We start from the raw sequence: 25,657 nt of genomic DNA, 5'->3' as shown, positions 1-25,657 counted from the left end.
TATCGTTTCGTTGTAGATATGCTTTAAAGATGGTGAGATAATTGGTATAATAAAGATTAAGGGAAACTATATAAAAGGGGAGAATTATGAAAATACAGCTCATAAATTATTCAGGAGATAATGTTAGTAGTTTGGAAGTAGAAGAATGTAATTCATTTGGTAACGCTGTTTCCTTGGATTCATTTGATTTAAATATCATTGACTTAAGTGACCAATTACTTTGGAGAAATACTAATTGTAAAGATGATTATCACCAGCTTGATTCTGATCAAGATTTATTTACATTATCCCAAAGTGTTGTGGATTCAATGAAAACAAGATTTCTTTATATATTGCCTAAGAATCATTTTTTTGGAACAAGCAATAATGGCTACTATTCTTCAAATGGCGTCTTTCAATGTGGACAATATTTAAAGGATATTCCAGAAGAATTTTATGGACATTTAAACAAAATAATTAAAACAAATTTTACTTTAACATATGAGAAAACTTTTACTACATTAGATGGAATAAAATTTTCTTCTGATTTTTACTTTCGTGACCCATCACGTTATGATTTTGGAGTAGATATAATCTCTGAGAATGAAATACGTTCAGACGGGAGTAATAAGTTAGTTTGTTTAACTAAGGCAAATGTCACTCTTACCACTTTGCAAGTAACAAATCGAAACGAATTATCTACTCTTATTACGAAAATATCTCCCAGTAATCCAGAAGAAGATGTTCCGGATTGGTTTAATACGATAAAGTTTTTTGATGACAATCAACAATTTAATATTATTGATAACGAAAAGCTCAAGATTGAGAAAGCACAAGATAAGATAAAAAAATCGGAAGAAATTATAAACTGCAATAAATATTATAAATCTATACTTTTCAAAGCAGGTTCTGATTTAGAGGCTGTTCTAACTAAAATGCTAGTAGAAATGTTGGAGGTAAAGTCTGATTTTGAAGACACCAAAGATGAAGATTTTTCATTTGAAAAAGACGGAGTACATTATTTATTTGAATTTAAAGGGTTAACTAAAGATGTAAAAAAATCTAATATTTCTCAGTTGATTACTCATGTACATAAATATTCAGAGAAGAACAAGGTTTCTGATGAGAACATTAGGAGAATTATCATCGTAAATCGTTTTAAGCATGTAGCTTCGAAAGATAGACCCTCAGTCAGTCATAATGTTATAGACGTAGCAAAAAATCAGGTGTATAATGTATTAATTATAGATACTTTACATTTTTTAAAGTTATTTGAAAAATATAAATCTGGAGAAATGACGGTTGATGACATTTTTTCTATATTTGACCAAACTGGAGTCTTTGAACTGAGTTAGGCATTGAATAAATATATCACTTCAAATTTTTTTATTATCAACGTTTTCCAATTGTTTCGGGAGAATGTAAATCAGGCCCTTATCCATATTATATGGCTAGGGGATTATTGATTATGTTTTTGATGGAGAGTATGCTTTATTAGCTAGAGATGCCGTAAATATCATTCTAAGAAGTAGTCCGTTTGCTTATTTATAAATGAGAAATAATATTTCATAAAGTTCCTATAACAAACCAATCAAACTGGTCCATTCTGCGCTAGTTCTGATTGGTTTTTTCTTATTTCCGGATTTTAACATGTATTTGTTCTATATTTCAAATAAATAGATGCTTGAAACTTTATTATATAGCCGTTTTTGACTATAATGTTCGCCATTATTACATTTTTGTTACATTTGTTATATGTGTATGAATTGTCAGAAAATTTTTATTATAATATGGTTTATAAATAAAGTAAGGAGACTTCTATGCAAAGACAACGTTTTTCACTCCGTAAATACAAGTTCGGTTTGGCTTCTGTTCTGCTGGGAACTGCTCTGGTTTTTGGTGCTGGACAGGCTCAGGCGGATGAGCAGACGACAGTTAGTTCGTCAGGGCAAGGTCAGCCGACTGCCGCTGTGGTATCAGCGACTGAGTCCGCTTCTCAAGCAGCTACACCTGAGAGTCAGCCGGTAACTCCAGCTGCTGTGGAGAAAGCAGCACCAGCTTCTTCTGAATCGGCTACTTCAAGTACAGAGCATTCTAGCCAGCCTTCTACGGCAGAGGCTAAGGAAGCAGCCGCAGCTCCTGTAGAAAAAGGAGCGACTTCTTCATCAGAACAGGCTTCTTCAAGTGCTGAGAAGGTAACTCAGCCATCTGCCACAGAGACCAAGCCGACAGCTCCAGCTAGTTCGACTGTAGAGTCTCCGACAGCCGCAAACTCAGAAAAGCCTGCTGCTAATCCTGATGCAGTAGCAGAGTCACCAACTTCTCGCGATGCTAAGCCAAGCAGCATCAGTACCAATGAGATTATCAAGGTTCCCCAGACCTGGTCACAGGGCTATAAAGGTCAAGGCCGGCTGGTAGCGATTATCGACTCAGGTCTGGATGTCCACCATGAGGTTCTGAAGATCTCTGACCCGTCAAAGGCCAAGTATCAAACAGAGGCAGCTCTGGAAGAAGCTAAGAAAAAGGCTGGTATTGACTACGGGAAGTGGTACAACAGCAAGGTTGTCTATGCCTATAACTATATAGACGGTGATGACAATATCAAGGAAAAGAACAGTTATTCGCATGGTATGCACGTAACAGGGATTTCAGTGGGAAATCCCAACAAGAAAGCTCCTAATGATGAGTATGTCTATGGTGTTGCGCCAGAAGCACAAGTTATGTTTATGCGGGTCTTCTCAGACCGTCAGCGCACAACTAGCGACGCTATCTATATCAAAGCTATTGATGATGCAGTAGCTTTGGGAGCTGATACCATCAATATGAGTCTAGGTTCAGCAACAGGTTCAACGGTTGACGTCAGCCCTAGTCTGCAGGCCGCTATTGAGCGCGCTCGAGCCAAGGGGGTGAGTGTGATCATTGCAGCGGGTAATGACAACACCTTCGGAAGTGAATACTCTAAACCGCTGGTTGAAAATCCAGACTATGGTCTAGTTGGCAGTCCTTCAACAGCAGAAAGCTCGATCTCAGTCGCTTCTGTCAATAACACTGTTCTGACAGAGGAAGTCATGGAAGTTCGTGGTCTGGAAAAGAACGATAAGCTTTTGAACGGTCATTTCAGCTACTCCATGGGTGAGACAAATGCAACCTTTGAAAAGGGCAAGGAATATGAGTATGTCCATGTTGGTCTTGGCCGTGAAGAGGACTTTGCTGGTAAGGATCTGACAGGTAAGCTGGCCCTAATCCAGCGTGGTTCCTTTACCTTTGCTGAAAAGGTTAGAAATGCTATCAGCCATGGTGCAGTTGGTGCTCTGATCTACAATAATGTTGACGGAGCTAACCTAACTATGAGTCTGGACAATGAATCTAAAAAGGTTCCATCAGCCTTTATCAGTAAGGAATATGGAGAGGCTTTGGCAGCTGGTAATTACAAGGTAGTCTTTAATGGTCTTAAGGTCAATCGGCCGCATCCAGGAGCTGGTAGTCTGTCTGACTTCTCTAGTTGGGGTGTAACGACAGATGGCTTGCTCAAGCCAGATGTGACAGCACCAGGTGGCGATATTTACTCTTCGCTTAATGACAATACCTATGGCTCTATGAAGGGAACCAGTATGGCTACGCCTCATGTGGCTGGTGTAGCGGCTCTTGTCAAGGAATATCTCCTTCAGCACTATCCAGAACTGACGCCTGCCCAGAATGCTGATTTGGTCAAAGCGCTCATCATGTCAACAGCTAAGCTGCACGTCAACAAGGAAACAGGTGCCTATACCTCTCCGCGTCAGCAGGGTGCTGGTATCGTAGATACGGCAGCGGCTATTTCTACCGGCCTCTATGTGACAGGGGACAACCAATATCCTAGCGTTTCCTTGGGCAATGTCCAAGACAGCTTCACCTTTGACGTTACGGTCCATAATATCACAGATAAGGACCGGACCTTGAAGATGATTGTCAATACCAACACGGATACGGTCAAGGATGGCTACTTTACCCTGACACCTCGCAAACTAACTGAAACGGTCTGGCCAGAAGTTACCGTCAAGGCTCACAGCAGCCAGAAAGTGACGGTCAAGGTAAATACTGCTAAGTTTGCGGAAGAGTTGATTAAGCAGATGCCGAATGGCTATTTCCTAGAAGGTTTTGTCCGTTTTGTCGATCCAGCGGATGACGGCGATGTGGTTAGTCTGCCATTTATGGGCTTCCGTGGGCAATTCCAAGATCTGCCAGCTGTAGAAAGACCAATCTATAATCTGGTCCAAGAAGGTAAGTCAGGCTTCTATTACCCAGTGCCAGAGGACAAGAGTATCCTATCTGATGACAATGTATCTTCCCTTGTGACAGAGTCAAATGATACACTCTACTCTACCGGTCGAACAGCTGCTCGCAGCTCAATTGTACTGGGAACTGCAGAAAATGCGGATGGTAAGCATGTGCTGCAGCTGGGAGCGGATGGCAAGATTCGTCTGGCCTTCTCACCTAATGGAGATGGCAATCAGGACAGCATCCAGTATCGGACAGTTCTCTATCGCAATATCAATAATCTGACAGCTAGTGTCTATACGGCAGATGATAAGGACTATCGCTTCCCAATCTGGCAGAGCAGCACGATTAAAGAAGGCCGCAAGAACTATTATAGTGGTCAGTCAGACAATCCTAAGTCCTACCTACTAGAAGATACATACTGGGATGGTCGTGACAGCAAGGGTGATAAGCTGGAAGATGGCCTCTATACCTATGTGGTTCGCTATACTCCAGATGTACCAGGTGCTAAAGAGCAGCAGATTACCTTTAACTTACAGATTGATACTCAGAAGCCTCTGATTAGCTCAGGCTATATCAGTACCAAGGATGGTGCGGAAACCTTTACGGCTCGCAAGCCAAAAGATGTTGGCAACGGCGGTATTTTGAGAGAACAGGTCTTCTATTTGCAAGCAGATGAAAAAGGGAAAGAGACCTATAAAGCCGTGGATGATTTTGGCATTGAGCGTGATTACGAGCGTCGGGTTTACATCTCAGCCAATGCGGATGGCAGCTACACCTTGCCAAAAGGGGTGGACAAGTCCAAGATTTTCTATGTGGTAGAGGACTATGCGGGTAACCGTGATGCCATAGCTTTGTCAGAGCTAGTCAGTGCTGAAAATGACGGGCGTATCCGTGTTGCTCTGGTTGATGCTAATACACGTCAGGATGTATCGTCAACCTTTGTCTATCGAATCAAGGATAGCAAGGGCAAGTATGTCGAACTGGACAAGGGCAAGAAAATTAATGCTCTGCCGTTTGGACGCTACACAGCTGAGATCTTTACTTATGATAAGGATGAGCTTCGTTTCTACAGCGATCTGACTCAGGAGTTTGAGCTGACAGCCCAAGATAGCTTTAAGACGATTGAGTTTCTAGTCAAGAAGCTGGTCTTTGCACCGGTCAGTGTTGCCTTTGATCAAGCTGTTCCGAAGAATACTCAAGTGGTTCTCAAGAATAACAATGGCGATGCCTATACGCTTCCAGCAGAACTGTTTGGCAAGCATGCCTTCGGAAGATCTGTAGCAGCTGGATTCTACTCTGTCTTTGTCAACCTACCGACTGGCTACGAGCTCTGGGAAACTGAGCCGACTGTTGAGGTCAAAGAGGGCAAGAATAACCTGCTCAAGCTGGGAGTTATCGTCAAGTCAGGCTTGCTGGCGGCTGTCAATCAGCAGTCTAGTCTGGTCGGCACTGCTCAGTATTACAATGCTTCTGCAGCGAAGCGCACAGCCTACGACCAAGCATATCAGGCAGCCAAGGAAGCTTTGACAAGTAAACTGACTCAAGCGCAAGTTGATGCCGTAAGAGCAAAACTAGAAACAGCATCTACTAATCTAGACGGCAAGGACTCTGATATTGCTGCGGTTAAAGCGGCTGTGGAGGCTTATGCAGCTACCACTAAGACAGGTGCTTATGCCAATGCTAAGGATAGAACTCGCCGAGCTTATGACAAGGCCTTCCAAGCAGTGGCTCTGCTCTTGGTGCAGGATAAGGTGACACAGGAGCAAATCGATACTGCCCTAGCTCAGCTGACTACAGCAGAGAAGAAGCTGGATGGTAAGGCGACTAACTTTACCAATCTCAAGAAGCTAGTCGATGATGAGGTGCATTACCAAGCTATCAGCAATAAGTTTATCTATGCGACTGACGCGGTTAAGGCGGCTTATCTAGAGGCTTATGCACAGGCTAAGGAAGTTTTGGCCAATCCAGGTGCCAGCCAGGAAGATGTCAAAGAAGCCATTGCCAACCTCAGAGCAGCCAAGAGAAAACTTGATGGCAGAAAGCCAAGAGTTGTGAGACCGAAAAAACCTAAACAAGTCTAATTGGTTTTCAAGTGAGTTAAAATCCCTTAAGTTGAAACTTGAGGGATTTTTCGATAAGTATTTTACATTGGCCCTATTTTCTGCTATAATCTTTTTTAGAAAGAATTCTCATTGTCTACTTTTTAGCGAGTTCGGGATAGTGTGAGCCGGATAGGGAAGCAGTGCAGATGGCGCTTTTGGTTAAATTTTTTAAAGTAATGAAGTAATAAATTAGGGTGGAACCGCGTCTTGACGCCCCTAGGTTGAAGAGCCTAGGAGTGTCGGACGTGGTTCTTTTGCGTACTGAGTCTATTGTTCGAAAGAAAGGAGATTCATGGAGAACCTTTATCTTGTAAAAGATGAGAATCAATTAGTAGCTTTTCGAGATTTCGTTTCAAAGAATGCCGCAAAGTTGCAGGATTATCTAGCTTTTTTAAAAGACAAGTTTGCGGTTTATGACTTGCCGCAAGCCATCATTTGGTCCGATTTTGATTCTGCTACGCAGATCATTCGGGAAATTCCTGTACCAGCCTATACAAATGATAGGCGGATGGTTATGACTCCCGAATTGACGGTTTGGAAAGATTTATATCTTCTTCAGTTGGAGAATTACGAGACCTCTCACCAAACTCGAGCAATAGAAAGCCACTATAAGTCTTTGTCAGGAAATTCCCTCTTGCAGATTGTAGGCCATGAGTTGGCTCATTGGTCAGAGCATTTTTCAGATGACTTTGATGGATACGGTGCCTACATCTGGTTTGAAGAAGGTATGGCTGAGTATATTAGTCGCAAGTATTTCTTTACAGATGAGGAATTTCTAGCAGAAAAAGCATATAATCAGTCTCTCGTAAAGCTCTTTCAGAAAAAGCACGGTTGGCACTCATTGAATGATTTCGGTACTTCGACTTATCAAGGGAATTATGTTAGTATTTTTTACGAATACTGGCGCAGTTTTTTGACAGTTGACAAGTTAGTAGAAAATCTAGGCAGTGTGCAAACGGTCTTTGATTCTTATCATCGGTGGGCAAATACAGATAAAACACTTACCTTGTTGGATTGGTTCATACAGCAGAAAATAATAGACAAAGAGATATAAACAAACTAAAGGAGTAAAAAATGTCTAAGAAGTTAACGTTTCACCTCGCTAAAGTCAATTGCGAACCTAAAGGTTCGATTGACTAACGACAACCGCTATGGGGCGGTTTGTCTAAGCGATGTACTAGCTTTTCAAAAGGGAAGTAATTGTTCCCTTTTGAACGCTTCGCAAGAATCTCAAGAAACTAAAGGAGTAACTAATGTCTAAGAAACTTACCTTTCAAGAAATTATCTTGACTTTGCAGCAGTTCTGGAATGACCAAGGTTGTATGCTCATGCAGGCTTATGATAATGAGAAGGGGGCGGGAACGATGAGTCCCTATACCTTCCTGCGGGCTATTGGGCCAGAGCCTTGGAATGCGGCTTATGTCGAGCCTTCTCGCCGGCCGGCAGATGGTCGTTATGGGGAAAATCCTAACCGTCTTTACCAGCACCACCAATTTCAGGTGGTTATGAAGCCATCGCCAAGCAATATCCAAGAACTTTACTTGCAGTCTTTGGAGCTCTTGGGTATCAATCCGTTGGAGCACGACATCCGCTTTGTCGAGGATAACTGGGAAAATCCGTCAACTGGCTCGGCTGGTCTGGGCTGGGAAGTTTGGCTGGATGGTATGGAAATCACGCAGTTCACTTACTTCCAGCAGGTCGGAGGTCTGCCAACTCAGCCGGTGACTGCTGAGGTGACTTATGGTCTGGAGCGTCTGGCTTCTTATATTCAAGAAGTGGACTCAGTCTACGACATTGAGTGGGCAGATGGCGTTAAGTATGGCGAAATTTTCACGCATCCTGAGTATGAGCATTCTAAATACAGCTTTGAAGTCAGTGACCAAGACTTGCTCTTGGGGAATTTTGAGAAGTTTGAAGCGGAAGCCAAGCGCTGTCTGGACGAGCATCTGGTGCACCCGGCCTATGATTACGTTCTCAAATGCTCGCATACCTTTAATCTCTTGGATGCGCGTGGAGCCGTATCTGTGACTGAGCGGGCTGGTTATATTGCTCGTATTCGTAATCTGGCGCGTGTTGTGGCCAAGACCTTTGTGGCTGAGCGCAAGCGTCTAGGCTATCCACTTTTGGATGCAGAGACTCGCGAGAAACTCTTGGCAGAGGAGGGAGAATAATCATGGTAAAAAATTTATTAGTTGAATTAGGCTTGGAGGAAATGCCAGCCTATGTCGTGACACCGAGCATGAAGCAGTTGCGCGACAAGATGGGAGCCTTCCTGACAGACCATCGTCTGACCTTTGAGAAAATTGAAATGTTCTCTACGCCTCGCCGTTTGGCGGTGCGCGTGGTTGGCTTGGCGGATAAGCAGTCTGATTTGACCGAAGATTTCAAAGGCCCTTCTAAGAAAATTGCTCTGGACGCTGACGGCAACTTTACCAAGGCTGCAGAAGGCTTTGTTCGTGGCAAGGGATTGACAGTTGAGGACATTACTTTCCGCGAAATTAAGGGTGAGGAATACGTCTATGTAACCAAGGAAGAGGTCGGTCGTCCGGTAGAGGAGATTATCCCAGCGGTGACGGAAGTTCTGCAAGCTTTGACCTTCCCTGTCAGCATGCACTGGGCCAACAACACCTTTGAATACATCCGCCCGGTCCACACCTTAACTGTACTCTTAGATGAGCGGGCCTTTGATTTGGATTTCTTGGACATCAAGAGCGGCCGTACTAGCCGTGGACACCGTTTCTTGGGGAAAGAAACAGAGATTGCTTCAGCAGATTCCTATGAAGACGATCTACGGGCTCAGTTTGTCATTGCCAATCCTCTTGAGCGGGGAGATATGATTGTCGAGCAGATTCGAGCACTGGAAGAGGAGCACGGGGTTTCTATCGAGATTGACGAAGACTTGCTCAATGAAGTCTTGAATCTGGTAGAATATCCAACTGCTTTCCTAGGTAATTTTGATGCTAAATATTTAGAGGTGCCAGAAGAAGTTTTGGTGACTTCCATGAAAGAGCACCAGCGTTACTTTGTTGTGCGCGATAGTGAAGGCAAGCTTTTGCCACACTTCATCTCTGTCCGTAACGGAAATGCAGAGCATTTAGAAAATGTCATAAAAGGAAACGAAAAAGTCTTGGTAGCTCGTCTGGAAGATGGGGAATTCTTCTGGCGGGAAGACCAAAAACTAGCTATTGCCGACTTGGTTGACAAACTGAGCAATGTGACCTTCCATGAAAAAATTGGCTCTCTGGCAGAGCACATGGAGCGGACTGGTAAGATTGTTGCTCTCTTGGCGCAAGAAGCAGGATTGGATGCTGATGAGGCAGCTGATTTGGCTCGCGCAGCGGCTATTTATAAGTTTGACCTGCTGACTGGCATGGTTGGTGAATTTGATGAGCTGCAAGGTATCATGGGTGAGAAGTATGCTCTTCTGGCTGGTGAGAATGCTGCGGTAGCAGCTGCTATTCGGGAGCACTATATGCCGACTTCAGCTGATGGCGAATTGCCTGATACCAAGGTCGGAGCGGTCTTGGCGCTGGCTGATAAGCTGGACACCATTCTGTCCTTCTTCTCAGTTGGCTTGATTCCGAGCGGTTCCAATGACCCTTATGCTTTGCGCCGTGCGACTCAGGGGGTTGTGCGTATCTTGGACAAGTTTGGCTGGAACATCGACTTGGCTCAGCTTCTTGGTCGACTTTACGAACTCAAGTTTGATAGTCTAAGCTATGACAATCAAGAGGCCGTGCTGGACTTCTTCCGTGCCCGTGTTGAGAAGATGATGGATCGCAGTATTCCGAAAGATATCGTGACAGCTGTTCTTCAAAGCACTAACTTTGTCGTACGCGATTTGGTAGAAACAGCTGCGCTTCTAGCAGAAAAAGCTCAGGAAGACATCTTCAAGTCAGCAGTTGAAAGCCTGTCTCGGGTCTTTAATCTAGTTGAGAAAGCCCAAGGGCAGACAGCTGTCAATCCAGCACTCTTTGAAAATCAAGAGGAAAAAGACTTGGCAGCTGCTATTGAAGCAGTGGAGCTGACGCCTGACTTAGCTGCCAATCTGGACCAACTCTTTGCTCTCAGTCCAGTTATCGATGCTTTCTTTGACCATACCATGGTCATGGCAGAAGATGAGGCTGTGCGTGACAATCGCCTGGCTCTCCTAGCTTCTTTGACAGCCAAGGCTGGCCAGTTGGCGCAGTTTAATCAGATTAATACCAAATAAAAGGTAAGAGAGAGGTAGAATCATGGATCCTAAAAAAATTGCCCGTATTAATGAACTGGCTAAAAAGAAAAAAACGGAAGGTTTAACTGCTGAGGAAAAAGTGGAACAAGCCAAGCTTCGTGAAGAGTATATCGAAGGCTACCGTCGCTCTGTTCGTCATCACATCGAAGGCATCAAGATTGTTGATGAGGATGGCAATGATGTGACACCTGAGAAGTTGCGTCAAGTTCAGCGCGAGAAAGGTCTTCATGGCCGAAGTCTGGATGACCCAGAGTCTTAAGTAGATATAAATAAAAAATCCCTCGCTAGGAAGCTAGAAAGTTCCTGTCGAGGGATTCTTTTATTCTTGTTTACGTTTTTTCAAAATGCGGAGGGCTACATAGATGCAGCTAACGATGATTGCTACATCCAGCCAGAAAATCCAAGGCTCCGTGATACGGAAAAAGAAATAAGCAGCAATGGCAATAATGAGGGATAGAATGCCTAAATCCATTTTTTCTTTGAGATTGAGTCTCATAGATCTTCTTCCTCCTTTTTTTGTGCTTGACGAATCTTTCCTTTGGAAATAAAATGCATCATCAGTCCAAATCCAAGACCTGCGGCTAATCCAGCTATAATGAGTTTAGGCTGAAGCAAAATTTGTAGGATATCTTTCTTTTCCATGATAGCTATCATGATGCCGAAGAGAGGGTAAAAGAGCAGCCAATAAGAGAAGCCTGCTTTTAGACCAGCATGTTTCATAGCTTTTTCTTCTTTTTCATCCTGAAGTCCTAGCTCTAGGTCATCAATTCCTTTGCGCCGTGCTTGGATGATTATATAGACACAGAAGCCAAGGATAAGGATTTCCAGCAGGATAGGATAGGCAACAGCGATAATTTTGGGCCAGCGAAAGGCTAGGGGAAAGGCGATGGCATTGCCAAAAATCAGGATAAAGAAAAGCCAAATAAAGCCTATATTTCCTAAGTGCTCAGCCTGTTGGCGCTTTTGCTCGTCCAAAGGTCCAGTAATACCGTAAAATCGTTTAATCATCTTGTCTGAGAATGTTTCTTTTTTCATGTTTGTTTCCTTTCTTTAGGTATGAATGTTGCTTCAGGGAAAAACTCTTAGTCATTTGAATCTTCATCTGTCAGCTGGGGTTCCCAAAAGAGGGCGTTGAGGTCAGTATCCAGCGCTCTAGCCAGATTGATACAGAGCTCGAGGGTGGGGTTGTATTTGTTGTTTTCAATCATATTGATAGTTTGCCGCGATACCCCGATAGACTTGGCCAACTCTAGCTGAGACATCTTTTTTTCTTTTCGAAATTCTTTGACACGATTCATTACACCCTTCCTTTCTAATACTATAACTAATAACTTTCAGACAGTTTGTCAGTTATATTTGACTTTTATTTTATGCTAGTATAATACTTTTTGGAAAAAGTGTCAAGTATATCTGACAAAAAATTTTAAAAAGGATTTCATCCGCTTACTTTTTCTTTTAAATTTTTTTTTGCTTTTGAATGTGATATAATAAGTAAGATATGACAAACGAATTTCATCACATTACGGTTCTTCTTCATGAAACGGTTGACCAGCTGGCTGTTAAGCCTGACGGCATCTATGTCGATGCGACCCTTGGGGGTGCTGGTCACAGCGAATATCTTTTGAGCCAGCTCGGAGATGAGGGGCATCTTTATGCTTTTGATCAGGATCAGACAGCTATTGACAATGCTAAAAAGCGCCTGGCTCCTTATGTAGAGCGGGGGATGGTGACTTTTATCAAGGACAATTTCCGCCACCTCAAGAGCCGTTTGCAAGAAGCCGGTGTGGAAGAAATTGATGGGATTTGTTATGACTTAGGCGTTTCCAGCCCTCAGCTGGATCAGCGTGAGCGTGGTTTTTCCTATAAACAGGATGCGCCTTTGGATATGCGCATGAACCGCGATGCGGCCTTGACAGCTTTTGAGGTTGTCAATCATTATAGCTATCAGGATTTAGTACGAATCTTTTTTAAATACGGCGAAGACAAGTTTTCTAAGCAGATTGCTCGCAAGATTGAGCAGGCTAGAAATGTCAAGCCTATTGAAACAACGACAGAACTGGCTGAAATTATCAAGTCAGCCAAGCCAGCTAAGGAGCTGAAGAAGAAAGGCCATCCAGCCAAGCAGATTTTTCAGGCCATTCGGATTGAGGTCAATGATGAGTTGGGAGCGGCGGATGAGTCTATTCAGCAGGCCATTGATTTGCTGGCGGTGGACGGTCGGATTGCGGTCATTACTTTTCATTCGCTAGAAGACCGTTTGACCAAGCAGCTTTTCAAGGAGGCTTCGTCAGTGGATGTTCCCAAGGGCTTACCTTTCATCCCAGATGAACTGCAGCCTAAGCTGGAGCTGGTCAGCCGCAAACCAATTTTACCAAGCAAAGAAGAATTAGAAAGTAATAACCGGGCTCATTCCGCCAAACTGCGCGTGGCCCGTAAGATACACAAGTGAGGAAGAAATGTCAGAAAAAAGACCAAACCCGCTTCAAGATCAGATGAGAAAATTTTCCCGAGTTGAGAAGGCCTTTTACGGCTCTATCGTTTTGACTGCCATTATTTTAGCGGTCAGCATCGTCTTTATGCAGACCAAACTATTGCAGGTGGATCGGGATTTGACGGAAGTCAATACCCAGATTGAAGCGGAGCAGACAGAACTGGCCGACATCAAGCAGGAAGTCAATGAACTGACCCGCTATGAAAGACTGTCTCAGTTAGCCAGCTCTCAGGATATGAAACTCCAGAAGGGAAATCGTAAAACAGTGAGTTCAACGGATGAAGAATAGAATTTTTGAAAAAATTAAAAAATACGCCCTGAAAAATAGGCAAACCCCTGAATACAATCGGCGGCAAGTGGGAAAGAGCATGAGTATCTTAGCTATCTTTCTCTTTTTCGTTTTCTTGATTAATTTTGCCATCATTATCGGGACAGACCAGAAGTTCGGTGTTAATCTATCAAAGGGAGCAGAAGTAGTCCATCAAAAGACGGTTACAGTCGCTGCCCGGCGGGGAACAATCTATGACCGAAATGGTGTTCCTATTGCTGAGGATGCAACGACTTATAATGTCTATGCCATTATTGACAAGAGTTACAAGTCAGCTACCGGCAAGATTCTCTATGTGGAAGAATCCCAGTACGATAAGGTGGCAGAGATTTTCAATCAATACCTAGAGCTGGATAAGGACTATGTCAAAACCCAGCTGTCGCAGAAAAATCTCAAGCAGGTTTCCTTTGGGGCCCAGGGCAATGGTATTACCTACAGTAATATGAATGCCATGCGGGAAGCCTTTGAAGCTGCTGGTATTGAAGGGATTGACTTTACTACCAGTCCTAACCGCAGTTATAGTAACGGAGTATTTGCCTCCCAGTTTATCGGTCTTGCCCAGCTGCAGGAGGATAAGGAAGGCAATAAGACGCTGAAAGGGACTTCTGGTATGGAGCAGGCACTGGATAGGATTCTTGCTGGTCAGAATGGGATTGTGACCTATGAAAAAGACCGGAATGGTAATGTTGTGCCTGGGTCAGAAAAGGTCTCTGTACAGGCAGAGGACGGCAAGGACGTCTATACAACGCTGTCGGCTGATTTGCAAACCTACCTAGAAACGCGGATGAATGCCTTCCAAGAAAAGGTCAAAGGCAAGTTTGTCAATGCAACCTTGGTCAGTGCTAAGACTGGTGAAATCCTAGCCACTTCTCAACGGCCGACCTATAATGCAGATACCAAGGAAGGCTTGAATGAGAAAAATCTGGGCAACTGGAACACCATGCTCTATCAAGGTCAGTACGAGCCTGGATCTACTATGAAGGTTATGACTTTGGCTTCAGCTATTGATAATGGTAGCTTTAATCCTAACGATACCTTTGACAGTAGAGAATACAAGGTCATGGATGCGACCATTCGGGACTGGAACGTCAACATGGGGATTTCAGAAGGGGGAACCCTGACCTTTGCCCAAGGATTTACCTATTCCAGTAACGTTGGTATGACTATTTTGGAACAGAAGATGGGCAATGACAAGTGGCTGGACTACTTGAGTAAGTTTAAGTTTGGTCTGCCGACTCGTTTTGGTATGGGTAATGAAACCTATGGCTCCTTGCCAGGTGATAACTATGTTACGATTGCCATGAGCTCCTTCGGTCAAGGGATTGGTGTGACCCAGGTGCAGATGTTGCGTGCCTTCTCGTCCGTTGCCAATGACGGCGTCATGGTAGAGCCTAAGTTTATCAATGCCATCCATGATCCAAAAAACAATACAGCTCGTAAGACAGCGACAGAAATTATCGGAAATCCTGTCTCAGAAAAAGCAGCTCAAACCACTCGGGATTATATGGTTCAGGTCGGAACAGACCCCTACCACGGAACCCTGAATGTTGGCGGAGAACCCGTCATTCAAGTGGCTGGTCAGAATGTCGCTGTCAAATCGGGGACCGCTCAGATCGCTTCTGAAAATGGTTATCTAGAGGGTGAGAATGACAATATCTATTCAGTTGTTGCCATGACACCGACAGAAAATCCTGAATTTATCATGTATGTGACAGTTCAGCAGCCCGAGGAAAAATTCCAGCCAATATTCTGGCAGGAAGTGGTCAATCCGGTCTTGGAAGAAGCAGTCGCTCTTAAAGACAGTCTTAATCTGACGACAGAGACGACTCCAGCTCTCGAAACAGTCACTGAAGAAACCAGCTATAAGATGCCATCACTGGAAGATCTGACCAAGCAACTAGGTCTGAAACATCAAGTCAGTCCTGACGGTCTGGCAGATGAATTGAGCCGCAACCTCGTCCAACCAATTGTGCTGGGAACAGGTGGCAAGATTAAAAAAGTATCTGTCAAAGAGGGCAAGAATCTCAAGGCCAATCAGCAGATTTTGATCTTGTCAGATGATTTAGAAAGTCTGCCCGATATGTACGGCTGGACCAAGGCCAATGTTGAACGTTTTGCGAAGTGGCAGGGCATTGAAGTCACTTTCAAAGGAGAGGGCTCCAAGGTCGTCAAGCAGAGCGAGAAGACCAATACTTCGCTGAAAAATCTCAAGAAAATAACAATTACAATGGGAGACTAATATGCTTATTGCTCTTATTGCAGGAATCGTAACTTTTATCCTAACTATCATAGGTATTCCTGCCTTTATTCGTTTTTACCATAAGGCTCGTATCACAGGCCAACAGATGCACGAAGATGTCAAGCAGCATCAGGCCAAGGCCGGAACACCAACCATGGGTGGTACTGTCTTTCTCTTGACATCTGTTCTGGCCAGCTTTGTTATCGGTCTGTTTTCGCACCAGCTGTCCAACGGCCTCATCATGATTCTTTTTATCTTGGTCCTGTATGGTGTTGTCGGCTTTTTGGACGACTTCCTCAAGGTGTTTCGTAAGATCAACGAGGGTCTAAATCCCAAGCAGAAACTGTTTTTGCAGCTGGTTGGCGGAGTTGTCTTTTACTTCTTTTATAATCAGCACGGTGCAGGTGACCAGCTGAATATCTTCACCGTTCCTGTCCAGATAGGCTTCCTCTATGTCTTTTTCGTCCTTTTTTGGCTGATTGGCTTTTCCAATGCTGTCAATCTGACGGATGGAATTGATGGTTTGGCCAGCATTTCTGTGGCCATTAGCTTGGTGGCCTATGCTGTGATTGCTATTGAGCAGAAGCGTTTTGATATTTTGATTGTCATCATTAGCATGATTGGCGGCTTGCTAGGCTTCTTTGTTTTCAACCACAAGCCTGCTAAAATCTTCATGGGGGATGTGGGAAGCTTGGCTTTGGGCGGTATGCTGGCTGCTATCTCCATTTCCCTTCACCAAGAGTGGACCCTCCTCTTGATTGGTATCGTCTATGTGTTTGAAACAACCTCTGTCATGATGCAGGTGACCTACTTCAAGCTGACCGGCGGTAAGCGGATTTTCCGGATGACTCCGGTTCATCACCACTTTGAGCTGGGCGGCCTAACTGGTCACGGCAAAGAATGGAGCGAGTGGAAGGTCGATTTCTTCTTCTGGGGAATCGGTATCGTGGGCAGTCTTTTGACCCTGGCTATCCTATACCTATAGCAAGAAGCGAGTCTCTGGCTCGCTTTTCTGCTTCTTAGATTTGAGGATAAGCAGGATGGTCAATTTTTTGGTATAATAGTTAGGATAATAGAATAGAGGATAAGATGAAATTTACAGAATTTAAGTTTAAAGATTATATTCAGGAAGCGCTCAGGGATCTGAACTTCGTTGAAGCGACTCCAGTCCAAGAGAAGCTGATTCCGGTGGTATTGTCAGGTCGGGATTTGGTCGGTGAGTCCAAGACAGGCTCTGGTAAGACCCACACGTTTTTGCTGCCCATCTTTCAAATGTTGGATGAGGAAGCAGACAGCGTGCAAGCTGTTATTACAGCCCCAAGTCGGGAGCTAGCAGCGCAGATTTATCAGGCTGCTCGCCAGTTAGCTAGTTTTTCTGAAAAAGAGATTCGGGTGGCCAACTATGTCGGTGGGACGGACAAGGCTCGTCAGATTGGGAAGTTAGAGTCTAGTCAGCCGCATATCGTCATCGGAACCCCTGGGCGGATTTATGACCTGGTAGAGTCTGGCGATTTGGCTATTCACAAGGCCAAGACCTTTGTCGTTGACGAGGCAGATATGACACTGGACATGGGCTTTTTGGCGACGGTTGATAAGATTGCAGGCCGGTTGCCTAAAGATCTGCAGTTTCTCGTTTTTTCAGCGACTATTCCACAGAAGCTTCAGCCATTTTTGAAAAAATACCTGTCTAATCCAGTGATTGAGCAGATTAAGACCAAGACGGTCATTGCGGACACCATTGAAAACTGGCTCTTGTCAACCAAGGGACGAGACAAGAATGCTCAGATTTATCAAATCAGTCAGCTTCTGCAGCCTTATCTGGCTATGATTTTCGTCAATACCAAGACGAGGGCAGATGAGCTACACAGCTATCTGACAGCTCAGGGACTCAAAGTTGCTAAAATTCATGGAGATATTGCTCCGCGGGAGCGCAAGCGCATCATGAATCAGGTCAAGAATCTGGATTTTGAGTACATTGTCGCTACTGACTTAGCAGCGCGGGGGATTGATATCGAAGGTGTCAGCCATGTTATCAATGATGCCATTCCTCAGGACTTGTCTTTCTTTGTCCATCGGGTAGGCCGGACTGGTCGTAATGGTCTTCACGGTACAGCCATTACCCTCTACCAGCCGAGTGACGACTCAGATATTCGTGAACTGGAAAAGATGGGGATCAAATTCACTCCCAAGATGATAAAGGATGATGAGTTTCAGGATACCTATGACCGAGACCGTCGAGCCAATCGGGAAAAGAGCCGGGAGAAGCTGGACACAGAAATGCTGGGGTTGGTCAAGAAGAAAAAGAAAAAAATCAAACCAGGCTACAAGAAAAAAATCCAGTGGGCAGTGAACGAAAAGCGCCGCAAAACTAAGCGAGCAGAGAATCGTGCACGTGGCCGGGCAGAACGTAAAGCTAAGCGCCAAACCTTTTAGTGATATACTTTTCTTATCGCTGTGATAAGAAAAATATATTAGTCTTTGTGAGATAGATATGATAGACTAGTGAAACTAGTCTATTTTTATATTGGGCTTAGTGTGGCTTATTTGATATTTAGGAACACGAGATTTGCACTAGCTACTCACGTTTTGACTGCTAAAAGACAGTAAAAGCGAAGCAAATTCTTTGTTTTGTTCTAGAATTGTGTTAAAATATTTCATTATCAAGAAAAGGAAGTAATAATGGTGGTTACAACTTATCTTCTGACAACTGGTTGGTATGAGGAGTTCCTCAAGTTCATTCCAGATGGTAAATTATTTAGTTTAAGGGCTGTTTTTGAGGCTATTCCTGGTATTTTGCAAAATCTGCCAATCACCCTTCTCTTGACGGTGGGTGGTGCAGTCTTTGGTATTCTGCTTGCCATGGTTTTTGCTATCGTCAAGATTAATCGGGTTAAAGTCCTGTATCCGATTCAGGCTTTCTTTGTCAGCTTTCTGAGAGGAACACCGCTGTTGGTCCAGCTCATGCTGACCTATTTTGGGATTCCTTTATTGCTCAAGGCCATCAATCAGAAGTATGGGACAAGCTTTAATATCAACGATATTCCAGCGTCTGTCTTTGCGATTGTTGCCTTCGCTTTCAACGAAGCAGCTTATGCTAGTGAGACCATTCGGGCAGCAATCTTGTCCGTGGATTCGGGAGAAATTGAAGCTGCTCGCAGTTTAGGGATGACCAACAAGCAGGTTTATATGCGTGTCGTTATCCCCAATGCAGCAGTAGTCGCGACACCTAGTCTGATTAATTCCCTGATTGGCTTAACCAAGGGAACTTCTCTGGCCTTTAGTGCCGGTGTAGTGGAAATTTTTGCCAAGGCGCAGGCTATCGCGGGGGCGGACTACCGTTACTTTGAGCGTTTTATTTCGGTTTCGCTGATTTATTGGGCAGTCAATATTCTCATTGAGCAACTTGGCCGCTGGATCGAAAAGATGATGGATATCAAACAGCCGGATAAATTTGAATCGCTTCAGCAAGCAGAAGGAGAAGGAATCTGATGATTAATATTTCACATTTAAGTAAGACTTTTTCAGGTCAAAAGGTTCTGGATGATCTCAGTTTGGACATTCAAAAAGGTGAAGTAGTGGCTTTGATTGGCTCTTCAGGTGCTGGGAAGTCAACCTTCCTCCGCAGTCTCAACTATCTGGAACAGCCAGACAGTGGAAAGATTGCTATTGACGGCTTTAAAGTAGATTTTTCAAGGATTTCCAAAGATGAGATTTTGCTGCTGCGCCGCAAGCTAGCTATGGTCTTTCAGCAGTTTAATCTCTTTTCTCGCCGGACTGCTCTGGAAAATGTCAAGGAAGGTCTGCTGGTAGTTAAGAAACTGTCAGACCAAGAAGCGACCAAGATAGCCAAGGAAGAGTTAGCAAAGGTTGGCTTGTCAGACCGAGAAAATCACTATCCTAGACATCTGTCAGGCGGTCAGAAGCAGAGGGTAGCCTTGGCAAGGGCTTTAGCTATGAAGCCAGATGTTCTTTTGCTAGACGAGCCGACCTCAGCCTTGGATCCTGAGTTAGTCGGAGAAGTAGAGAAATCGATCGCTGATGCAGCCAAGTCTGGCCAGACCATGATTCTGGTCAGTCATGATATGTCCTTTGTCGCTCAGGTTGCGGATAGAGTACTCTTTTTGGACAAGGGGAAAATCATAGAGTCTGGGACACCAGATGAAATTATTCATCATCCAAAGGAAGAAAGAACCAAGGAATTTTTTGCTAGTTACAAACGGACCTATATTTGATATAATAGAGACAGTGAAGGCTCAGTTGGCTATACCAGCTGAGTTTGTTTTCAGTCTCAGCATACTGCGGAGCAGGCTTTCTTGTCTAGTGGGTGTTTTATGCAGATGGCAAGATTTGGAATTGTTCCCTTTCTTTGCGCTATGAGGCTGATTGACCTTTGAGGAGTTGACATGTTAGATCAAATATTTGCACTTTATATCGAGAGCTTGATTTATACTGCAGTCGGTGTAGGGATCATTGCGGGTTTATGGATTGGACTGCGGATGATTCGCCGCAAGGACAAGACAGCCAAGGAGCGCCAGAGCCATCTGTACGATGTCCTTTTGATTGTCATTATGACGATTCCAGTCCTGTCTTTTGCGACGCTGGGCCTGCTCATTGTCCTAAAAGCTTAAATGCTTGTAAAACTGTAGAAAAGTTGTTAGAATAATTCTAGTTACAACAAGGAGAAAGAAAAGTTATGTATGATACAATTATTATTGGAGCTGGGCCTGCCGGCATGACAGCTGCCCTTTATGCAGCCCGCAGCAACCTAAAAGTTGCCCTGCTGGAGCGTGGTATTCCTGGTGGTCAGATGAATAATACTGCTGACATTGAAAACTATCCAGGCTATGCCAATATCAGCGGTCCTGAGCTAGCAGAGAAAATGTTTGAGCCTCTTGAGAATCTAGGGGTTGAACATTTATTTGGCCTAGTAGAAAAAATTGAAGACAGAGGCGATTTTAAGGAAATCATCACAGAGGATGAGCGTTTTGAAACTAAAACAGTCATCATTGCTTCTGGTGCTAATCATCGTCATCTGGGGGTTCCTGGTGAGGAAGACTACAACAGCCGCGGCGTTTCCTACTGTGCGGTCTGTGATGGTGCCTTCTTCCGTGATGAAGACCTGCTGGTTGTCGGTGGTGGCGACTCAGCGGTAGAGGAAGCTATTTTCCTGACGCGCTTTGCAAAAAGTGTGACCATTGTTCACCGTCGTGATGAGCTACGAGCACAAAAGGTGCTGCAGGATCGCGCCTTTGCCAATGAAAAGATTCGTTTTGTCTGGGATTCTGTAGTGGAAAGCATCCATGGTGATGAGCGTAAAGTGACAGGCGTAACCTTCAAGAATGTCAAGACAGGTGAGATTAGTCAGGCAGAGTTTGGTGGTATCTTCATTTATGTTGGCTTAGATCCAGTTAGCGAATTTGCTGCGGACTTGGGCATCACTGATGAGGCAGGCTGGATTCTGACGGATCATCAGATGAAGACTTCAGTAGCAGGCATTTACGCTGTTGGTGATGTTCGCCAGAAAGACCTGCGCCAGATTACGACGGCTGTTGGCGATGGTGCCATTGCCAGTCAGGAAGCCTACAAATATCTTACAGAGCAAGCATAAAAATATAAGCTAAGCAAGCGTGTCTATTCAAGTGAGTTGACAGGATTTGCTTAGCTTTTTTGGAATTATGATATAATAAAAGGTATCTAGCGTAAAGGAGCAAGAAGATGTACCCAGATGACAGTTTAACTCTGCACACTGATTTGTACCAAATCAACATGATGCAGGTTTATTTCAAGCAAAATATTCACAACAAGCGTGCAGTTTTTGAAGTTTTTTTCCGTAAGAATCCTTTCAATAACGGCTACGCGGTTTTTGCGGGCTTGGAAAGAATTATTTCCTATCTCAATAATCTGACATTCAGCCAGAGCGATTTAGATTATTTGCAATCCTTGGGCTATCACGGAGAGTTTCTGGATTATTTGCGAAATCTCAAGATGAGCCTGACAGTAAGATCTGTTCAGGAAGGTGATTTGGTTTTTGCCAATGAGCCAATCGTGCAGGTGGAAGGTCCACTGGCTCAGTGTCAGCTGGTTGAGACTGCCCTGCTCAATATCGTTAATTTTCAGACCCTGATTGCCACTAAGGCAGCCCGTATCCGCTCTGTTATCGAAGATGAGCCACTGATGGAGTTCGGTACGCGCCGGGCTCAGGAAATGGATGCTGCTATTTGGGGGACCAGGGCTGCGGTGATTGGCGGAGCTAATGGCACCAGCAATGTCCGGGCTGGCAAGCTCTTTGATATTCCAGTCTTGGGAACGCATGCCCATGCTCTCGTTCAAGTCTATGGAAATGATTATGAAGCCTTTAAAGCTTACGCTGAGACTCATCATAACTGTGTTTTCCTAGTAGATACCTATGATACATTGCGCCTAGGTGTTCCGGCAGCCATTCGGGTGGCGCGTGAGCTAGGAGACAAGATTAAGTTTCTGGGAGTCCGCATTGATTCGGGAGACCTTGCCTATATTTCTAAGAAGGTTCGGCAGCAATTAGATGAAGCTGGCTTCCCTGATGCTAAGATTTATGCGTCCAATGATCTGGATGAAAATACCATTCTCAACTTGAAAATGCAAAAGGCCAAGATAGATGTCTGGGGTGTGGGAACCAAGCTCATTACGGCCTACGACCAGCCGGCTTTAGGAGCAGTTTATAAGATTGTTGCTATTGAAGATGAGACTGGAGAATTGCGCAATACCATCAAGCTGTCCAATAATGCTGAAAAGGTTTCGACCCCAGGCAAGAAGCAGGTTTGGCGTATTACCAGCCGCGAAAAAGAGAAGTCCGAGGGAGACTACATTACCTATGATGGCATTGATGTCAATAGCTTGGAAGAGCTGGAAATGTTCCATCCTACCTATACCTACATCAATAAAAGGGTCAAAAATTTTGATGCCGTACCGCTGTTGGTGGATATTTTCCAAGAAGGAAATTTGGTCTATTCTCAGCCGAGCCTGACCGAGATTCAAGTCTATGCCCGTAAGGAATTTGATAAACTTTGGGACGAGTACAAACGAGTTCTCAATCCACAGGATTATCCAGTTGACCTGGCTCGAGATATCTGGCAGGATAAGATGGATTTGATTGACCAGATGCGCAAGAAAGCCTACCAGACAGGAGCAGAAAAATGAGTCTACAAGAGGAAATTATCGCTCAACTGGGCGTCAAACCAAACATTGATCCGGAGGAAGAAATCCGCAAGTCGGTGGACTTTCTCAAGGCCTATCTGAAAAAGCATCCTTTTTTGAAAAGTTATGTTCTGGGAATTTCTGGTGGTCAGGACTCAACCTTGGCTGGCCGTTTGGCCCAGCTGGCTGTAGAGGAAATGCGGGCTGAGACTGGGGATGATAGCTACCGCTTTATCGCTGTCCGCCTGCCTTACGGTGTTCAGGCAGATGAAGATGATGCCCAAAAGGCTCTGGCTTTTATCCAGCCTGATGTCAGTCTGACAGTTAATATCAAGGAATCTGCTGATGCCATGACAAAGGCTGTGGAGACAACGGGGGCCAAAGTCTCTGATTTTAACAAGGGCAATATTAAGGCCCGCAGCCGTATGATTTCCCAGTATGCTTTGGCTGGTTCGTACAGTGGGGCTGTCATTGGGACCGATCATGCTGCAGAAAATGTCACCGCCTTTTTCACCAAGTTTGGGGATGGCGGAGCAGATATCTTACCGCTTTACCGCCTCAATAAACGACAAGGTAAGCAGCTTTTGGCCGCTTTAGGAGCAGATCCGGCTCTCTATGAAAAGGTGCCGACGGCTGATTTGGAAGAGGAAAAACCTGGGATTGCGGATGAAGTCGCTCTGGGCGTGACTTACAATGAAATTGATGACTACCTCGAAGGCAAGTCCGTTTCAGCCCAAGCCCAAGAAACTATCGAATCTTGGTGGCATAAGGGACAGCACAAACGGCATTTGCCGATTACAGTTTTTGATGAATTTTGGAAGTGAAAATCTCTATCGAATCTTTTTAGTCCGAGCCAAGAAATGAGGAAGCTATGAAAAAGATAGGTACACAGTCCATTGAAACCAAACGTCTTTTACTAAGACCTTTTCTGGAATCGGATGCTCAAGCTATGTATGACAACTGGGCTTCTCGTCCGGATAATTTGCTGCATGTGACCTGGGATGCTCATGAGAGCCCTGATGTCACCCAACAGTCTATTACTCGCTGGGTTGAGAATTATCAAAACATGGATTTTTACAAGTGGGGCATCTGTCTGAAAGAAAATCCTTATTCTGTAATCGGTGACATCAGTGTGGTGGACATGGATGAGGCAGTTAATGCTTGCGAGGTCGGTTATATTTTAAGTAAAGACTACTGGGGGCAGGGGCTGATGACAGAAGCTTTGAAAGCTGTTTTAATCTATCTCTTGCAAGACGCAGGATTCAATCGTGTCACAGCAAAATTTGTAACAGCCAATCCAGCTTCTGGGCGTGTCATGGCCAAAGCTGGCATGAGCTACGAGGGCACTTTCCGTCAGGCTGTATTTCATAAAGGACAAGTCAAAGATTTTTCCGTCTATGGAATCCTAAGATCCGATTTAGAAAAAGGCTAGGACTCTTTTGTCCAGCCTTTTTACTTGCGCTCCTTTTTTAAAGTTCTATAATAGATGTATAATGACAAGGAGGATTCTATGCATTCGTTAGAACAAGATTTTACAGATAAGCTGTATGCTGCTTATGAGGCCAATCCCAAGTTTGCAGCGATGGAAAATGCCATCAGTCACAATGGCCTTTTGGCTTCCTTAGAGAAGCGAAGCGCCGCTGTGGAAAATACACCTGTCTTTTCACTGGATCTTACTAAGGACAAGGTTAGTGACCAGAAAGCATCTGGACGCTGTTGGATGTTTGCAGCTCTTAATACTTTCCGCCACAAGATGATTGCTGGTTTCCAATTGGAAGATTTTGAGTTATCTCAGGCCCACACTTTCTTTTGGGATAAATATGAGAAATCCAACTGGTTCTTAGAACAGGTGTTGGCGACGGCTGACCAAGAATTGACGAGTCGCAAGGTCAAGTTTCTCTTAGATACGCCACAGCAGGATGGCGGTCAGTGGGATATGGTCGTGGCGCTTTTTGAGAAATACGGCGTCGTGCCTAAGTCAGTCTATCCGGAGTCAATTTCTTCCAGTAACAGCCGTGAGCTCAATCAAATTCTCAATAAGCTCTTGCGCCAGGATGCGCAGATTTTGCGAGAATTAGTGGCAGAGGGTGCAAACTCGTCAGAACTCCAGGCCAAGAAAGAAGAACTCCTACAAGAAGTCTTTAACTTCCTAGCTATGAATTTAGGCTTGCCGCCTCGCCAGTTTGACTTTTCTTATCGCGATAAGGACAATTATTTCCACAGTGAGAGCGGATTGACACCACAAGTTTTCTTCAAAAAATATGTTGATCTCAAATTAGACGATTATGTCTCTATCATCAATGCGCCAACTGTAGACAAGCCTTATGGTAAGTCTTATACAGTTGAGATGCTGGGTAATGTCGTTGGTAGCAAGCCAGTTCGTTATTTGAATGTTGAAATGGACAGGCTAAAAGAGCTGGCTATCGCCCAAATGCAAGCTGGCGAGACCGTGTGGTTTGGTTCTGATGTTGGACAGTCTAGCAATCGTAAAGCGGGTATTATGGCTGACGGCATGTATGACTTCACTTCTAGTATGGATATCCAGTTGACTCAAGACAAGGCAGGACGTTTGGACTATAGCGAAAGTCTGATGACCCATGCAATGGTTTTGACAGGGGTGGACTTGGATGAAAATGGAAAAGCCAAGAAATGGAAGGTCGAAAACTCCTGGGGAGAAAAGGTTGGTAACAAGGGTTACTTTGTAGCCAGTGACGCTTGGATGGACGAGTATACCTATCAAATCGTCGTCCGAAAGGAGTTTCTGACAGCCGCAGAATTAGCTGCTTATGAAGCAGAGCCTCTTGTCCTAGCTCCGTGGGATCCTATGGGGGCTTTGGCAAAGTAAGCTTTG

Annotated in this window: 22 protein-coding genes; 19 read left to right on the top strand and 3 right to left on the bottom strand. The window is 44.4% G+C overall.

Going from position 1 to position 25,657, the window contains the following annotated elements; all coding sequences use genetic code 11:
• Positions 1-86 precede the first annotated feature (86 nt).
• From RWS24_RS04995 to RWS24_RS04970, 6 genes are all read left to right on the top strand, one after another.
• Complete coding sequence (locus RWS24_RS04995; RefSeq protein WP_314365974.1) at positions 87-1,334, top strand: hypothetical protein; 1,248 nt, start codon at positions 87-89, stop codon at positions 1,332-1,334.
• A gap of 465 nt (positions 1,335-1,799) precedes the next feature.
• Entirely contained in the window at positions 1,800-6,320 is a 4,521-nt protein-coding gene (locus tag RWS24_RS04990) for a S8 family serine peptidase (RefSeq protein ID WP_314365973.1), read from the top strand.
• 313 nt (positions 6,321-6,633) lie between these two features.
• A complete protein-coding gene (locus RWS24_RS04985; RefSeq protein WP_314365972.1) occupies positions 6,634-7,395 on the top strand; it encodes an elongation factor Tu in 762 nt (253 codons plus the stop codon).
• A 199-nt stretch (positions 7,396-7,594) separates the two neighbouring features.
• On the top strand, positions 7,595-8,512 hold the full coding sequence (gene glyQ / locus RWS24_RS04980; protein ID WP_002893545.1) for a glycine--tRNA ligase subunit alpha: 918 nt from the start codon (positions 7,595-7,597) through the stop codon (positions 8,510-8,512).
• 2 nt (positions 8,513-8,514) lie between these two features.
• Positions 8,515-10,554 carry a glycine--tRNA ligase subunit beta gene (gene glyS / locus RWS24_RS04975; protein ID WP_314365971.1) on the top strand — a complete coding sequence of 680 codons (2,040 nt, stop codon included), beginning with the start codon at positions 8,515-8,517 and terminating at the stop codon, positions 10,552-10,554.
• A 22-nt stretch (positions 10,555-10,576) separates the two neighbouring features.
• Positions 10,577-10,834 carry a DUF896 family protein gene (locus RWS24_RS04970; protein WP_002901318.1) on the top strand — a complete coding sequence of 86 codons (258 nt, stop codon included), beginning with the start codon at positions 10,577-10,579 and terminating at the stop codon, positions 10,832-10,834.
• A 60-nt stretch (positions 10,835-10,894) separates the two neighbouring features.
• On the opposite strand, the gene RWS24_RS04965 is transcribed toward RWS24_RS04970, so the two are convergent.
• From RWS24_RS04965 to RWS24_RS04955, 3 genes are read right to left on the bottom strand one after another with little or no spacing between them, the layout of a single operon-like run.
• On the bottom strand, positions 10,895-11,071 hold the full coding sequence (locus RWS24_RS04965) for a hypothetical protein (RefSeq protein ID WP_002927526.1): 177 nt from the start codon (positions 11,069-11,071) through the stop codon (positions 10,895-10,897).
• Positions 11,068-11,610, bottom strand: a complete 543-nt coding sequence (locus tag RWS24_RS04960; RefSeq protein WP_314365970.1) for a DUF3278 domain-containing protein — start codon at positions 11,608-11,610, stop codon at positions 11,068-11,070. The genes RWS24_RS04965 and RWS24_RS04960 overlap by 4 nt, the downstream gene beginning before the upstream one ends.
• A gap of 47 nt (positions 11,611-11,657) precedes the next feature.
• Positions 11,658-11,873, bottom strand: a complete 216-nt coding sequence (locus RWS24_RS04955; RefSeq protein ID WP_002893537.1) for a helix-turn-helix transcriptional regulator — start codon at positions 11,871-11,873, stop codon at positions 11,658-11,660.
• 200 nt (positions 11,874-12,073) lie between these two features.
• Here RWS24_RS04955 and rsmH point away from each other — a divergent pair, with 200 nt between their 5' ends.
• The 13 genes from rsmH to pepC all read left to right on the top strand — a co-directional run bounded on the left by rsmH (position 12,074) and on the right by pepC (position 25,651).
• A complete protein-coding gene (gene rsmH / locus RWS24_RS04950; protein ID WP_314365969.1) occupies positions 12,074-13,024 on the top strand; it encodes a 16S rRNA (cytosine(1402)-N(4))-methyltransferase RsmH in 951 nt (316 codons plus the stop codon).
• A gap of 7 nt (positions 13,025-13,031) precedes the next feature.
• Complete coding sequence (ftsL, locus tag RWS24_RS04945) at positions 13,032-13,355, top strand: cell division protein FtsL (RefSeq protein WP_002893529.1); 324 nt, start codon at positions 13,032-13,034, stop codon at positions 13,353-13,355.
• The gene (gene pbp2X / locus RWS24_RS04940) at positions 13,345-15,633 is read left to right on the top strand and encodes a penicillin-binding protein PBP2X (RefSeq protein ID WP_314365968.1); all 2,289 of its coding nucleotides are present in this window, start codon (positions 13,345-13,347) and stop codon (positions 15,631-15,633) included. Before ftsL ends, pbp2X begins: the two co-directional genes overlap by 11 nt.
• Position 15,634: 1 nt before the next feature.
• Positions 15,635-16,618: a phospho-N-acetylmuramoyl-pentapeptide-transferase gene (mraY, locus tag RWS24_RS04935; protein WP_314365967.1), complete on the top strand. Its 984-nt coding sequence runs from the start codon at positions 15,635-15,637 to the stop codon at positions 16,616-16,618.
• A gap of 104 nt (positions 16,619-16,722) precedes the next feature.
• Positions 16,723-18,066 (top strand): DEAD/DEAH box helicase, encoded by a 1,344-nt coding sequence (locus tag RWS24_RS04930; protein WP_125376575.1) that lies wholly within the window; start codon positions 16,723-16,725, stop codon positions 18,064-18,066.
• Between the two features lie 246 nt (positions 18,067-18,312).
• The gene (locus tag RWS24_RS04925) at positions 18,313-19,122 is read left to right on the top strand and encodes an amino acid ABC transporter permease (protein ID WP_185756537.1); all 810 of its coding nucleotides are present in this window, start codon (positions 18,313-18,315) and stop codon (positions 19,120-19,122) included.
• The gene (locus RWS24_RS04920; RefSeq protein WP_125348582.1) at positions 19,122-19,865 is read left to right on the top strand and encodes an amino acid ABC transporter ATP-binding protein; all 744 of its coding nucleotides are present in this window, start codon (positions 19,122-19,124) and stop codon (positions 19,863-19,865) included. Before RWS24_RS04925 ends, RWS24_RS04920 begins: the two co-directional genes overlap by 1 nt.
• A 171-nt stretch (positions 19,866-20,036) precedes the next feature.
• Positions 20,037-20,261, top strand: a complete 225-nt coding sequence (locus RWS24_RS04915; protein ID WP_002896945.1) for a DUF4059 family protein — start codon at positions 20,037-20,039, stop codon at positions 20,259-20,261.
• Positions 20,262-20,326: 65 nt separating this feature from the next.
• Positions 20,327-21,241, top strand: a complete 915-nt coding sequence (gene trxB / locus RWS24_RS04910) for a thioredoxin-disulfide reductase (protein WP_125348581.1) — start codon at positions 20,327-20,329, stop codon at positions 21,239-21,241.
• 107 nt (positions 21,242-21,348) lie between these two features.
• Entirely contained in the window at positions 21,349-22,809 is a 1,461-nt protein-coding gene (locus tag RWS24_RS04905; protein ID WP_125348580.1) for a nicotinate phosphoribosyltransferase, read from the top strand.
• Complete coding sequence (gene nadE / locus RWS24_RS04900; RefSeq protein ID WP_125348579.1) at positions 22,806-23,630, top strand: ammonia-dependent NAD(+) synthetase; 825 nt, start codon at positions 22,806-22,808, stop codon at positions 23,628-23,630. Before RWS24_RS04905 ends, nadE begins: the two co-directional genes overlap by 4 nt.
• Positions 23,631-23,677: 47 nt before the next feature.
• The gene (locus RWS24_RS04895) at positions 23,678-24,238 is read left to right on the top strand and encodes a GNAT family protein (RefSeq protein ID WP_314365963.1); all 561 of its coding nucleotides are present in this window, start codon (positions 23,678-23,680) and stop codon (positions 24,236-24,238) included.
• A 78-nt stretch (positions 24,239-24,316) separates the two neighbouring features.
• Positions 24,317-25,651, top strand: coding sequence for an aminopeptidase C (gene pepC, locus RWS24_RS04890; protein ID WP_314365961.1), 1,335 nt, complete (start codon positions 24,317-24,319; stop codon positions 25,649-25,651).
• The last annotated feature ends 6 nt before the right edge of the window (positions 25,652-25,657 follow it).

The sequence above is a fragment of the uncultured Streptococcus sp. genome (assembly GCF_963528215.1).
GTDB lineage: Bacteria > Bacillota > Bacilli > Lactobacillales > Streptococcaceae > Streptococcus.
The sequence above is the reverse complement of the archived record's forward strand: the minus strand, read 5'-3'. Positions and strand labels throughout refer to the sequence as shown.